The 14,037-nt window shown below is 43.5% G+C and carries 12 protein-coding genes and 1 pseudogene; 7 read left to right on the top strand and 6 right to left on the bottom strand.

What is annotated here, in order from left to right; all coding sequences use genetic code 11:
• Nucleotides 1–28 precede the first annotated feature (28 nt).
• From leuE to aceR, 3 genes and pseudogenes are all read right to left on the bottom strand, one after another.
• Nucleotides 29–686, bottom strand: a pseudogene (gene leuE / locus F897_RS11665) (leucine efflux protein LeuE).
• Nucleotides 687–768: 82 nt separating this feature from the next.
• A complete protein-coding gene (gene tal / locus F897_RS11660; RefSeq protein WP_004783929.1) occupies nucleotides 769–1,740 on the bottom strand; it encodes a transaldolase in 972 nt (323 codons plus the stop codon).
• Between the two features lie 89 nt (nucleotides 1,741–1,829).
• On the bottom strand, nucleotides 1,830–2,720 hold the full coding sequence (gene aceR, locus F897_RS11655) for an HTH-type transcriptional regulator AceR (protein ID WP_005236069.1): 891 nt from the start codon (nucleotides 2,718–2,720) through the stop codon (nucleotides 1,830–1,832).
• A gap of 94 nt (nucleotides 2,721–2,814) precedes the next feature.
• Here aceR and aceI point away from each other — a divergent pair, with 94 nt between their 5' ends.
• Nucleotides 2,815–3,246: a chlorhexidine efflux PACE transporter AceI gene (gene aceI, locus F897_RS11650; protein WP_005236068.1), complete on the top strand. Its 432-nt coding sequence runs from the start codon at nucleotides 2,815–2,817 to the stop codon at nucleotides 3,244–3,246.
• Between the two features lie 94 nt (nucleotides 3,247–3,340).
• Here the strand turns inward: aceI and F897_RS11645 are convergent, their stop codons facing one another.
• Nucleotides 3,341–4,858 carry an acetyl-CoA C-acetyltransferase gene (locus F897_RS11645; RefSeq protein ID WP_004783924.1) on the bottom strand — a complete coding sequence of 506 codons (1,518 nt, stop codon included), beginning with the start codon at nucleotides 4,856–4,858 and terminating at the stop codon, nucleotides 3,341–3,343.
• Between the two features lie 240 nt (nucleotides 4,859–5,098).
• On the opposite strand from F897_RS11645, the gene F897_RS11640 reads away from it, so the two are divergent.
• The 5 genes from F897_RS11640 (at nucleotide 5,099) to dnaX (ending at nucleotide 11,751) form a co-directional block, all read left to right on the top strand.
• Nucleotides 5,099–6,490, top strand: a complete 1,392-nt coding sequence (locus F897_RS11640; RefSeq protein WP_005236066.1) for a 3-oxoacyl-ACP reductase — start codon at nucleotides 5,099–5,101, stop codon at nucleotides 6,488–6,490.
• 194 nt (nucleotides 6,491–6,684) lie between these two features.
• A complete protein-coding gene (locus F897_RS11635) occupies nucleotides 6,685–7,539 on the top strand; it encodes a MaoC family dehydratase (RefSeq protein ID WP_005236063.1) in 855 nt (284 codons plus the stop codon).
• Nucleotides 7,540–7,598: 59 nt separating this feature from the next.
• Nucleotides 7,599–8,861, top strand: a complete 1,263-nt coding sequence (locus tag F897_RS11630; RefSeq protein WP_005236061.1) for a serine hydrolase domain-containing protein — start codon at nucleotides 7,599–7,601, stop codon at nucleotides 8,859–8,861.
• Between the two features lie 83 nt (nucleotides 8,862–8,944).
• Entirely contained in the window at nucleotides 8,945–9,388 is a 444-nt protein-coding gene (locus F897_RS11625; protein ID WP_005236059.1) for a copper resistance protein NlpE N-terminal domain-containing protein, read from the top strand.
• A 275-nt stretch (nucleotides 9,389–9,663) separates the two neighbouring features.
• On the top strand, nucleotides 9,664–11,751 hold the full coding sequence (gene dnaX / locus F897_RS11620; protein ID WP_005236058.1) for a DNA polymerase III subunit gamma/tau: 2,088 nt from the start codon (nucleotides 9,664–9,666) through the stop codon (nucleotides 11,749–11,751).
• Nucleotides 11,752–11,758: 7 nt separating this feature from the next.
• Here the strand turns inward: dnaX and F897_RS11615 are convergent, their stop codons facing one another.
• Both F897_RS11615 and F897_RS11610 read right to left on the bottom strand, forming a co-directional pair.
• Nucleotides 11,759–12,193, bottom strand: a complete 435-nt coding sequence (locus tag F897_RS11615) for an acyl-CoA thioesterase (RefSeq protein ID WP_005236056.1) — start codon at nucleotides 12,191–12,193, stop codon at nucleotides 11,759–11,761.
• A gap of 55 nt (nucleotides 12,194–12,248) precedes the next feature.
• Nucleotides 12,249–13,406, bottom strand: a complete 1,158-nt coding sequence (locus F897_RS11610; protein ID WP_005236054.1) for an iron-containing alcohol dehydrogenase — start codon at nucleotides 13,404–13,406, stop codon at nucleotides 12,249–12,251.
• A gap of 118 nt (nucleotides 13,407–13,524) precedes the next feature.
• On the opposite strand from F897_RS11610, the gene F897_RS11605 reads away from it, so the two are divergent.
• A complete protein-coding gene (locus F897_RS11605; RefSeq protein WP_005236052.1) occupies nucleotides 13,525–14,034 on the top strand; it encodes a low molecular weight protein-tyrosine-phosphatase in 510 nt (169 codons plus the stop codon).
• Nucleotides 14,035–14,037 lie beyond the last annotated feature (3 nt).

Below are 14,037 nucleotides of genomic sequence, written 5' to 3'. Positions count from 1 at the left end.
GCTGCTCTTGCCAGAAAGCTACTAATTTTTAGAAGGTTGAAGTCGCCAGTTTGATTCCGAACCCGCAGAATAGAATTCCTACTGAAGCAACTCCGCCAGCGGTCAATTTATAATTCTGGTTGAAATAGCTCGCGAGTTTGACCCCGGAAAAGATCAGGATTGAAAGGTAGGTCATGCTGATCAGTTGCAGGATTAAAGCCAAGAGTGCAAAAGTCAGTGCCGGATAAGGGTAAACAGGATCGACAAACTGCACAAAAAAAGACAAGTAAAATAGAATTGCTAGGATTTATAACACTGATCGTCAATGCTGTGCGAAAGGGCTGAATCGACTCGACAGTTTCAGAAGTAGCCTTTTTAATCTGAACACGTTGTGACGACTGTTTCGGAAAAAAAGTCTGATAGGCGGCAATAATCAGTTTGATCCCAAGATAACTGAGATAGACAGCACCAATAATTTTCAGGGCAATAAATAGCACGGGAAATGCATGAAGTAGAGAGGCTGCGCCTAACGCCGTACATAGAATCAGAATCAGGTCACCGGTATAAACCCCTAAGGCGCCCATATAACCGGTCTTGACACCAAAGCGGGAGGCAATCGACATGACATAGAGGGAATTCGGCCCTGGCAGTAACACAATTAACGTTGTCCCAATGATAAAGGTCGTTAGATCTGTGATACCAAACACGAAGAACTCGCAAAAATGAAAAAAGCCGATGCGGCATTATAGCAACATCGGCCTGCAGAAATTCTATAAATTCGCTGTGAAATTAGGTGGTGCTCAAAAAACTTTCCTTTAATAAAGCCGCCAGTTGCTCACGGGCTTTGATAAAGCCATCGATACCACCTTGCAGTAGTTCACTGGCCATCTGGTCCTGTTTCAGTTGTGCATCAAAATCGGCATGACTGATTGGACTCAGTTCACCTTGAGATTGAATATCTTTGGCTGAAAGTTGAGCCTGTACTTCACGCTGATCATTTTCCAGTTGTTCCAGCAAGTTTGGTGCGACAGTGAGCAGATCACAACCGCTGAGGCCCAGAACCTGCTCAATACTACGGAAGCTTGCACCCATGATTTCAGTTTTAATCCCATGCGTTTTATAGAACTCATAAATGCGCTTCACTGAGAGTACGCCCGGATCTTTTTCGATCGGATACGACTCAACACCTTCCGCTTTTTTGTACCAGTCTAGAATGCGGCCGACAAAAGGTGAGATTAAAGTCACTTTGGCATCAGCGCAGGCATGGGCCTGATGCTGGCCAAACAATAAGGTCAGGTTGGTATGGAGACCTTCTTCTTCCAATGCTTTTGCTGCCTGAATGCCTTCCCAAGTCGATGCGATCTTAATCAGGATGCGGTCAGAATTAATCCCATATTGATCATACAGCGCGAGTAATTCTTTAGCCTTGGCGATGGTCGCTTCAGTATCAAAAGACAGGGAGGCATCCACCTCAGTCGAAACACGACCTTCAATCAGTTTTAAAATTTCAACACCGAATTTGACGGTCAAAATATCAATGGTGCGTTCTATCAGAGCATTATTAACATAGCCTTCTTGCTGGGCTTGTTGAAAAGCAGCTTCAATCAATGCCTGATTTTCAGGCTGTTTCGCTGCAGCAGTAATCAGAGATGGATTTGTGGTTGCATCCAGAGGGCGAAATTTCTCAATTGCGCTTAAATCACTGCTATCTGCCACAATAGTCGTCAAGTTTTTTAATTGGTTTAATGCAGTTAATGTCATTACGATCTAGTTCTATGGTTATTACTTATGCATTCTTATATATCATAAATCATCCTCTTACCAAGTAGACTGTCGTTGAATTTCTGTGATTAATGGTCGGTTTTTCGCTGCTGACGCAAGTGATTAATCAAAAAATGAGCAGCTGTACCCAGTCGAGTTTCCCGACTCCAGACCAGATCGACAAAATATTCAAATTTTGGGGTGAAATCGAGCAGCTGCAAGATCTGTAGTTGCTCCTGCAAGTGTGGCTGTTCATTGATCATTTCCAGAGGAAGTACCCCCCAGCCTAAACCTTGCAGGATCATGTTACAGGCAGATTGATGATTGTCAGTGCGCCAGTAATTTCGGGAAAAGAGCAGTTCTGGCTTAATGCTACGATCACGACTGGCAACAACAATCTGTCGACTTTGTAAAATCTGCTCATAACTGACCTGTTGAAATTGACTTAATGGATGCTGTTTGGCCGCAACGGCGACCAGTACCTCACGCTTTAATTCTATAAACTGTTCACGGGTTTCCAACTGTTCTCGTTCAAACATCAGCGCTAACTGCGCTGAACCTTCAAACAGCATGCGATGAGCATCCTCTTGGGGTGCGCTAAATACATTAACTTGCAGCGCTGGAAATTCCCGTTCCAGCAAAACGATATAATCGGTCCAGCGGGTATGGAGTAATTCAGACACCACCACAATATTTAATTCAGATTCCAGGCCTGAACTGAGCGCAAGCGCATGTTGCTTCCATTGATTGATTTCAACCAAAAGCTGTTCAGTTTTTTCATATAGCACTTTCGCCTGCGCGGTGGGTTTCGGTTCACGGCCAATGCGTTCAAATAGCACCAGATTAAGATCAATTTCCAGATTGGCAATGGACATGCTCACTGCAGAAGGAACTTTACCAAGTTTACGTGCAGCAGCAGAGAAGGAGCCGGTTTCCATGACCAGTTTAAACATCAGCAGCTGTTCTTGATTAGTATTCATGAATTCTATCTTTCATTTTTATTGATAGATTCTAACTCGAATAATCAAATTTAAAGAAATAAAATTCTTTTATCTCCTGACTTGATGAACTGAAATGTTAATTTCGAAAAGAAGACTGATTCATGCCACCTTATATGAAGGTATTTTATTGGTGGTGATTGCCATTTTACTGAGTACGCTCATGCATATGCCGCTTGAGGTCACAGGCGCTCTCGGAATTGCGATGGCTGTGACTTCAATGTTCTGGAATATGTTGTTTAATCATTATTTTGAAAAGTTTGAAGCCAAACATCGTTTGAAAAGAACCATCAAAGTGCGGATTGCTCATGCGATTGGATTTGAGGGTGGTTTGATGCTGGCGACGATTCCGATGGTGGCTTATGCATTACAGATCAGTCTGGCGCAGGCTTTTCTTTTGGATCTGGCGATGACATTATGTATTCTGGTGTATACTTTTATTTTCCAGTGGTGCTATGACCAGCTTGAGGCCAAAATGGGTCTGGAACCAGACTACCGAAAAGCTTAACTTGAGTCTTTACTAGAGTAATCTTCAGTGCTCTATTAAAATTACTGCAATAAAAAACCGCTCTTTATGAGCGGTTTTTTATATGAGGCTTGGATTATTTTTCAATAATTGCTGTTACGCCTTGACCACCAGCTGCACAGATCGAAACAAGCACACGACCTGAACCTTTCTGGTTAATCAGTTTTGCCGCAGTCGCGATAATACGACCGCCAGTCGCTGCAAATGGGTGACCTGCAGCAAGAGAAGAACCTTTTACGTTCAGTTTGGCACGGTCAATTGAACCTAGTGGAGCATCCAGACCTAAACGCTCTTTACAGAATTTTGGATCTTCCCAAGCTTTCAATGTTGAAAGTACTTGCGATGCAAATGCTTCGTGAATTTCATAGTAGTCAAAATCTTGCAGTTTCAGACCAGCACGTTCCAGCATACGAGGGACTGCATAAGCAGGTGCCATCAACAGGCCTTCTTTCTTCTCTACAAAATCAACGGCAGCAGTTTCCTGGAAAGTCAGGTAAGCCAGTACTTCATGACCATTTGCTTTAGCCCATTCTTCAGAAGCCAGTAGCACACAAGAAGCACCATCGGTCAGTGGAGTAGAGTTACCCGCAGTCATGGTACGTGCATCACCTTTACCAAAAGCAGGTTTTAGTTTCGCCAGTTTTTCAACTGAAGAATCAGGACGCAAGTTGTTGTCACGTTCAAGACCCAGGAATGGAGTCACCAGGTCATCAAAGAAACCTTCTTCATAGGCTGCTGCCATTTTCTGGTGTGAAGAAGCGGCTAATTCATCTTGCGCTTCACGAGAAATACCCCATTCCAGTGTAGTAATTGCTTGATGGTCACCCATAGACAGGCCAGTACGTGGCTCACCATTTTTTGGTGCATCCATCAGGTCTTTCACATTGATTTTAGTCAGTGCTTTTAAACGGTCTTTCGCCGTTTTCGCAATATTCAGCTCAAGTAATGCTTTACGTAAGCCATCACCAAAAGCGATTGGTGCATCAGAAGTCGTATCTACACCACCTGCAATTCCCACTTCTATCTGACCTAGAGCAATCTTGTTTGCGACTAGGAATGCCGCTTGAAGGCCAGTACCACATGCTTGCTGGATGTCATAAGCAGGGGTTTCCGGTGCAAGAGCAGTATTCAGTACACATTCGCGAGTCATGTTGAAGTCGCGGCTATGTTTCAGTACAGCACCTGCAACCACTTCACCTAAGCGTTGACCTTGAAGATTAAAACGTTCAACCAGACCATTCAGGGCTGCTGTGAACATATCAGTATTGGATGCCGTAAAGTAAGCACCGTTAGAACGTGCAAATGGAATGCGGTTACCACCGATAATAGCAACGCGGCGAACTGTATTTTGGCTCATGTTTGGTTCCTGTTGAACAGAAGTCTGTGTTATAGATGTTGAATCTTGTTGGCTTGAAGTCGTTTTTTTGGTACGTGCAGATGTACTGCGTGTACGTGTGGTTTTAGCCGGACTTTTTTCTGCGGCATTGGCTGTATCAGGATTTTTAGTGCTACGCTTGCTACGCGTTGATGGTTTTGACACAGTTTCTGTCGCAGAGTTCTCGACTGCTGGATTATCTTGAGTTGTTTTGCTCATAAGGCTTTACCAGGCAAATAGATCGTCTTCTTGGTGGTTACATTAGCATAGAAGAAGATAGGCTGTATTGACTACAATGACATTACAGACTGCGCTTAGGTCAAGTCATCTGCCTGTTATCTCAAGTATGATTGGGCGGAATCTGGTAGATCTATTGAAATATAAGTGTCTGGCATCATACTGAAGTTTAAGGATAACTTTAGATCAACCAAAAATTAATTTGTATGAGAGATAATAAACATGACTGATCAGTACCAAACTTTCGCAAAATCTCCTATTGGTAAATTTGTCATTAAAAATTTGGGTCTGCCATCCCCAACTTCTTTAGACCGTTTTGAGTCTGCTACACCTGTAGTTAAAGGCGCGGTATTGTTTGGAGCAGCACCGGCAAGTACATTGACCGGTGCTATTGCTCAGGTTCTGGCAAATATTCATGCTAATAGCTATGCAGGTAACAATGCTGAACTGCAACAGGCTGCTGCATCAGCTGGACTGAATCTGGGTGCGTTTAATCCGGGCGATAAAGAATCAAAATTCAAAGTTGTCATTTTTGATGCTTCAGGAATCGAAAATTCAGAACAATTAAAATCACTTTATGATTTCTTTAACCCGATTGCACGTCAAATTCAAAGTTCTGGCCGTATCGTGATTGTGGGGACTACGCCTGAAACTGCTAAATCAGTCAGTCAGTCAATTGCTCAACGCGCACTGGAAGGTTTTGTAAAATCTGTGGGTAAAGAGTTTAAAAAGGGTATTGCAGCGAACCTGATCTATGTAGATGCCGGTGCTGAAGCAAATCTTGAGTCTGCTTTACGTTTTGCAGTTTCTCCACGTTCTGCCTATGTTTCTGGTCAGGTGATCCGTGTTTCACCTGCTGAAAAAGTGGATGTGGACTGGACTAAACCATTAGCAGGAAAAACCGCTGTAGTGACTGGTGCGAGCCGTGGTATTGGTGAAGCGATTGCTCATGTATTGGCACGTGATGGCGCACATGTCATCTGTCTGGATGTTCCACAGCAGCAAGCGGACCTTGACCGTGTAGCTGGTGAAATTGGGGGTTCAACTTTAGCCATCGATATTACTGCTGCAGATGCAGGCGAAAAAATCAAAGCAGCAGCAGCTGAGCAGGGTGGTCTGGACATTATTGTGCATAATGCTGGTATTACCCGTGACAAGACTTTGGCTAATATGAAACCTGAGCTATGGGATCTGGTGATTAACATCAACCTGTCTGCCATTGAACGTGTAAATGACTATTTAATCTCCAACGATGGTCTAAATGCTAATGGCCGTATTATCTGTGTATCCTCAATTTCAGGCATTGCAGGTAACCTGGGTCAAACCAACTATGCAGCGTCTAAAGCGGGTGTGATTGGTGTGGTAAAATTCACAGCACCAACCTTAAAAAATGGTATAACGATTAATGCTGTTGCACCGGGCTTTATCGAAACACAAATGACGGCTGCGATTCCATTTGCAATCCGTGAAGCAGGCCGCCGTATGAACTCAATGAGCCAAGGTGGTCTACCTGTAGATGTTGCAGAAACAATTGCCATGTTTGCTTCTACGACTTCAACAGGTTTAAATGGCAACGTGGTTCGTGTCTGTGGTCAAAGCCTGTTAGGGGCTTAATAGATCCCTCCCGATCTCTCTTTATAAAAGAGAGGAGAAGTCCCCCTTTGATAAAGGGGGTTCAGGGGGATTAAAATTCTAAAGAGAAAATTCCAAGAACTCTCAAAACCTCTCTAGTGCTTCACTTTCATACAATGATTGAAGTATGCTCAGGAGAGGTCACTTTATAAAGATAATATTTCCAAAGGTTCAGTATGAATACGCGCCATTTTAGTCAACTTCCAAAACCTTATTTAGCCTATCCAAAAGTGATTCAAGGCTTGATTTTTAAAAAGCCGAAAGCTGAAAAAGTTCTACCGCAAGTTGAATATGTGGTGGATTCATTCAAGGTCGATCAGAAACATTTAAAAGCTTATAATGAAGTATGTGGCTTTAAAAATAATGGTTATATTCCAGCTATTTATTTGACCGTGCTGTCTCAAAGCCTGCAAATGCACATGATGACCTCGGAAGCATTTCCGTTCCCGATTTTAGGACTGGTACATATCCGTAATCAGGTCAAGCAATACCGTAAAGTCGGTGTAAATGAGACTTTAACCTTGTCATGCAAGTTTGGTGAATTACATCCACATGACAAAGGAGTTCAGTTTGATTTTATTACCACAGTCAAAGTAGGCAATGAAGTCGTCGTTGAGGCATTAACGACTTATCTTTCACGTCAAAAGACTGATGCTAAAGCTGCTGCAAAATCGGCAGAAAGTAAAGCGCCGGACTATAAGCTGAATACTGAATGGAAAATTTCAGAAAATACCGGCCGCCGTTATGCCATGACCTCAGGGGATTTTAACCTGATTCATATTCATGCTGTTACAGCGAAGGCTTTTGGTTTTAAACAGGCGATTGCACATGGTATGTGGAGCAAAGCCAAAGCACTGGCTAATCTATCCTTGCCGGATGCCTATGAAGCCGATGTCTGGTTCAAGTTGCCGATGTATTTACCCTCTAAAGTTGAGTTCCTGACTGCTCAAGCAGCGAATGATACAGATTTCCTGATCCGAAACAGCAAGAACCAGAAGCCGCATGTGACCGGCCATGTAAAAGCAATTTAAATCTGAATTAAAAGCCTAAACTCGATTTAGGCTTTTTCATTTTAAGGGATCAAAATTCTATGGATAGAATGATGCAGCCAATTAAAGATTATCTGTTTGCTGATCAGCATAATTATCAGGGCAATGTAGATGCGCGTTTTCGCGACCTTGCTCGTCAGTTTAGCCGCCTACAGGATGCACGTACTGAACAGGGTGGTGCAGCACTTGTCGTATATTTTCAGCGACAAAAAGTTGTCGATATTTATACCGGAAAGAAGTCTGCCACAGAAAACTGGCAGCCCGATACCATGTCACTATGCTATTCCACTGGCAAAGGTGTACTAGCAACCCTAGCGCATATTCTGGTCAGTAAAGGTTATCTGGACTATGACAGATCAGTTGCAGAATACTGGCCTGAATTTGCCCAGAAAGGTAAACGGTCGATTACTTTGGCACATATGCTGAGCCATCAAAGTGGCTTGTTTGATATCCGTAATATCATTGATGATGCCACTGAAATGGCTGACTGGTCACACATGCTGGAGCGGATCGCGGCAGCTGAACCACGTTTTCAGACCACGACAGATGCCGCTTATCAACCTTTGACTTTTGGATGGCAAGTGGGTGGAGTATTGGAAAAGGCAACCGGTAAATCATTAAACCAATTAATGCAGGAATATCTGGTTCAGCCTCTGCAATTAAATGGTGCCTATTTTAGTGTGCCGCTGGATGAACTGCCTCGAGTTGCACGACCGATCTTTAAAGCAAAGTCTGCATCTCAATCTTCTAAAGGCAAAAAAGTAGCCGCACGCAAACCCGGTTTAATAGAGCGCGCCCTGATCTGGAGTGGTCAGAGTCCACAAGATTTTCAAGATGGCATGATTCCTAAAGGCATGAAGAATTTTAACTTCTTTAGTGATGAAGGTTTACAGGCAATTATTCCTTCGGCTAATGGCGTCTTTACTGCAGAGAGTCTGGCAAAAATCTATGTGATGTTGGCCAATCACGGTGCCTGGCAAGGCCAGCAGTTGATTTCACCTCCAGTATTGCAGCGACTAAACCAGGTGCAATATACCCATCGTGATCGGGTGATGCCTGTACCCATGCACTGGCGTCTGGGTTATCACCGTATTTTGACCTTGGGTAAAGCCTCTACAGGTTTCGGTCATATGGGCTTTAACGGTTCTGGTGCCTGGTGCGATCCGGAACGCAGTTTAAGTTTTGCCTATACCCATAACTTCCCCACAGGTTCATTAACTGGAGATTACCGTCTTTGGGGGCTGACGCAGGAAACTTTGCGCTGTGCTGATGCGGTATTGACAGGAAGAAAAGGCTGGCGCTAACTGAATATCCTTGATTTGGGAGTTTAGTCAGTCATTTAAAATATGCTATTTTGTGGCAAATTCCAGCGCTGCGAAATGAAATCATGAAAAAAGTAATACTGATTCCCTTAGTGGCAACCGGTGCTTTATTCGGTTGTCAGGATCAATCCCAGTCAGCTAAAAATACTATTGTTGAAGCCAAGGCGCAGATTCCAGCATGGGCGGGAGAGTATCAGGGTACAACTCCTTGTATGGGCTGCTTGTCGCGTTGTGATGATTGCCCAGGTATGGCTGTCATGCTAACTCTGTATGAAGATCAGACTTATACTTTGCAGCGTGAAAGCCTGAGTGGTCATAATGGGGTGGAAACCTTTAGTGGTCCAATTCGTTTTCAGGATGATTCTTATCAGAAAATTGAGCTGGTGAATGTAGCAACTCGTAATTTACTGTATGTTGATCTGGAAGAGCATGTGCTGGAAATCCGTGAAGACAAAAGCGGTAAACGTTACCAGATGCAGAGTGATTTTATTTTAGGGCGATTCGCTTAAGCAGATTCAACTCAATTCTTTACCTTCGATCAGAAATTTTTATTTTTAAGATTGTATTCATCTACTCAAATAGATGGAAGATCAATAGATATTTTATCTTTCAAATATACAAAAACTATTCTGATATTTCACTCAGGCATAAAAATGGAGCAAACAGCTTCGAGATAGTTGATTTAAATCAGTTTGATAGGCCTATCTCTCCAGATCATAACTGATTAATTCATTCACTATTTTATAAAAAAACAGTATGCTTAGACCTGTAAAAAGGAGCATACATGTATCAAGTACTTGCGCGAAAATACCGTCCCCGCAATTTCAACGAATTGGTCGGTCAAAACCATGTTTCACGTGCTTTAACTAGTGCACTGGAGCGTGGCCGTTTGCACCATGCCTATTTGTTTACGGGAACGCGTGGTGTTGGTAAAACCACGATTGCACGTATTTTGGCGAAGTGCTTGAACTGTGAAACCGGTATTACATCAACTCCTTGTGAGGTATGTCCGACCTGTACCGCCGTCAATGAAGGCCGTTTTATTGACCTGATCGAGATCGATGCGGCATCACGTACCAAAGTCGAAGATACCCGTGAGCTGCTGGACAATGTCCCTTATGCGCCAACTCAGGGTCGTTTCAAGGTTTATCTGATCGATGAAGTACATATGCTGTCCACGCATTCTTTCAATGCTCTATTAAAGACACTGGAAGAACCACCGGAGCATGTCAAATTCCTGTTCGCTACCACAGATCCACAAAAGCTGCCGATTACCGTTATTTCTCGCTGCCTGCAATTTACTTTGCGTCCATTGGCTGTTGATGAAATTACCGAACATCTGGGCAATATCCTGACGAAAGAAAGCATTCAGGCTGATCAGGATGCGATCTGGCAGATTGCTGAATCTGCTCAGGGCTCGCTTCGTGATGCCTTATCCTTAACCGATCAGGCGATTGCCTATGGTCAGGGGGCGATCCAGCATCAGGATGTCAAAGACATGCTGGGCTTGATCGACCGAACAATTATTTATGATCTGATTCTGGCGATTCATCAAAACCAGAAAGCACGTGTCAGCGAATTGTTATTGCAGTTCCGTCAGCAGGCGCTGGATGTATCACTGGTTTTAGATCAGCTGATTTCTACCTTGCATGAACTGGCTTTATTACAATATCTGCCAGATTTAAGCCTGAAATACAGTGCCGAGATCAATCAAAAGATCATGCAGTTATCGGCTTTAATTTCAGCACAAGATTTGCAGCTGTATTATCAGATTGCCTGTAAAGGCCGGGCTGACCTACAGCTTGCGGTTACGCAGGAGCAAGGCTTTGAGATGACGGTGCTGCGTTTGCTAGCCTTCCGTCCGCTACAGCCCAATGAAATTCCAACTAATACAGCTCAGATACAACAAGCTGTACCTGCTGCTTCAGCTTCACAACAAAATCAGATAACGCAGCAGGAAAGTGCTCCGGTTGCTCAAGCTGTAGAAGATTTTTCCTTAGATGATGACTATGAAGACGATCAGGATGATAATCCAGTCACTGCACAGTCTGAACTATCTTCGGATGACTTTCTGGATGAAGACGAGCCAGAAACCAATTCTGAGCCTCAAGTTATACAAGCTGAATCAACTAGAGTAGAACAATCTGAGTCTGAACAAATTGTATTTGATCCAAACCTGGAAGATGGTCTGTTTGGTTTTGACGATGTTCCTGCAGAACCTGTTCCATCCAGCCCTGAAGCCAGCAGTGATGATTTCCTCTTAGAAGAATTCATTCCTGAAAATGATACTGCTGCACTAGTAGAACAAGAACCGGAGTTTAATCTGGATGCCTCGACTCCTGGATCAGAACAAGTGATTCATAAAGCAGATGAAAGCCGGCCAGAAATTTCTACTCAGACAGAGGCTGCATCAACTCAAATCGCAAATACAAATATTTCTACAGACCGTAATCTGATGCCTCAGGATATTCTGCAAATTCCGGTACAGAATATGCAAGGTGAATGGACGGTAGAAAAATGGGAATTCTGGTTTCGTAACAGCCAGTTATCTCCAGCAGTTCAGGAACTGGCTCAGTATGGCATCATGACCGGCCAGATTAATGCAGCATCGGTATTTCATATTCCAGAGCGTTATCAGCCGCTTTTGTCGCAGCTACAACATCATCTGGAAGCAGCTTTGCGGGAACAATGGCCGCAGACCATTTTCCAGGTGAAGTTTGAAGATGTAGAGCAGTTAACGCCATATACCATGCAGCAAGAACGTAAAGTACGTGCTTTTAAACGTGCAGAAGAGCTGTTGCAGGCTGAACCGGCTGTACGTGACTTGCTAGAACAGTTTGATGGTGAATTGCACAATATTCAGCTGAAATAAAATAATCTTATACTGAGACAAAACGCGCTAAAGCATCCCGCATTTCAGCTGGAATCGGGGTGCTTTTTCGTGTGTAGCGATCGACAAACACATGCACGAAACTGCCTTGAGCTGCTGCCGTATCAGAGTTCATTTTGAAGATTGCCAGATCATAGCTGAGAGAACTATTACCCATTTTTTCTATGGCGACACCTACCTCTATAATTTCCGGATAAGACAGCTCCTGATTGAACTGGCATTGCGAGCTGACCACCAGTCCAATTATTGGAGAATATTTGGGATCAAATGCGGCTTCCTGAATCAAGAGGGCATTCGCGACCGTATCAAAATAGCTGTAATAAGTGACATTATTGACATGGCCATACAGATCATTGTCTGCCCAACGAGTCTGTATCGGCAGAAAAAATGAATAATGTTCACGTTGTTTAAGAGCTGCTTTCATATTTTAAAATAACTTGTAGTGACTAGGTCTGCTGAGTTAAAAAATAAACCTAAATTTAATAAATCGACTGATAGATGTTGTAAGCATCTTCCAGAGTAAGTTCACGTGGATTGTTCTGTAACAGGCGGCCCTGTTTCATGGCATCTTCGGCCATGATCATCAGCATATGTTCAGGAATTCCTAACTGTTTGAGTTTCAGGGTTAAGCCACTTTTCACCAGATGGTTATTAAAATGATCAATAAACAGGTCAGTCAGGCCATCATGGCAGCCTTTGCTTTGCGGATCTAACCAGCACATCAGTTCGGCATAGAGGGCTTTGGCATCCGGTGTATTAAATTTCATCACTTCAGTTAATACCAGTGCATTACTATGTCCATGCGAAATATGGAAATGTCCACCTAGCGGATAAGCCAACGCATGTACAGCACCCACTGGTGCATTGGCAAAGGCTTGACCTGCCAACATCGAGCCAACCAGCATGTTTTGACGTGCTTCCAGATCCTGACCATCGTCCAGCACACGTTGAAGATTGGCATTTAACAGTTTCAAAGCATGCTTGGCCAGCATATCGGAATAAGGATTTTTTTTGATTTTAGAAGTATAAGCTTCAATAGCATGAACCATGGCATCAATGCCGGTCGCAGCAGTAATTAAAGGTGGCAGATTTTGGGTAAATGTTGCATCCAGAATGGCAGTATCCGCAAACAGGATCGGTGCCACAATGCCGGTTTTTGTGGTTTCACCGGTAGTGACAATTGAAATTGGGGTGACTTCAGATCCTGTACCTGCAGTGGTAGGAACTAAAATCAAGGGCAAACGAGGGCCAGTGGCCTGATTTACGCCATACAAATCGGATAAAGATTGGTGCTGTGCTGGATGACTCAAGATTGCAATCAGCTTGGCGACATCCATAGAGCTGCCACCACCAAAGCCAATTACGATATCGACATTTTCCTGTTTGGCAAAATCTGCGGCTTCAAGCACTACATGCTCAGGTGGATCGACCTGTACATCGGAATAAATTGCATAATCTAGTCCCGCATCTTCAATAATTTCCAGAATAGGCAGGTGTAATTGATGCTGTAGCATACCTGGGTCAGTGACCAGTAAAACACGCTGATAACGGCCCTGTTTGAGAATAGAGGATAATTCCTGAATCGTACCGAGGCCGGCGATGATGTTGGGAACGGTTTGAAACTGAAATCGATTCATGTCTTTATCCTTTAATTTTTATCGCAAATACAAAATTATTATGGGGCGGTGATATAGGATTCATCAGTTAAATAACTTAACATAAGTATCTTGAAAATGATTAACTCTGAGGTTGTTTATGTCATCCAGAACGCCATATAAGGTGTTATGTGTTTGTTTGGGAAATATTTGTCGTTCTCCCACGGCAGAAGTGGTACTCAGACATTATTGTGATGAACAGAAACTCGATATTGTGGTCGACTCAGCAGGAACCAGTAATTACCATCCGGGGAAAGCACCTGATTTGCGTAGCCAGCAGCATGCCTTAAAGCGAGGTTATGATCTTTCCGGTCTGCGTGCACGTCAACTTAAAACCCATGATTTTATTGACTATGATCTGATTCTGGCGATGGATCTGGAAAATCTGGCGGATATTCACGCGCTTCAGCATCAGGCAGAGGCAGAATTCGGACACCTGCGTGCCCAGGTTGCTTTAATGAGTGAACATGATCAGCACTATCCAAAACAGGCTTTGCCAGACCCATATTATGGCGGGGCAGATGGTTTTGAGCGTGTCCTGAACCAATGTGAGTCCAGCAGTCGGGCTTGGGTAGAAATTTTTAAACAACATCAAACAGAAAAGGTTTAAGTC

The sequence above is a fragment of the Acinetobacter variabilis genome (genome assembly GCF_000369625.1).
GTDB classification, from domain to species: domain Bacteria; phylum Pseudomonadota; class Gammaproteobacteria; order Pseudomonadales; family Moraxellaceae; genus Acinetobacter; species Acinetobacter variabilis.
The sequence above is the reverse complement of the archived record's forward strand: the minus strand, read 5'-3'. Positions and strand labels throughout refer to the sequence as shown.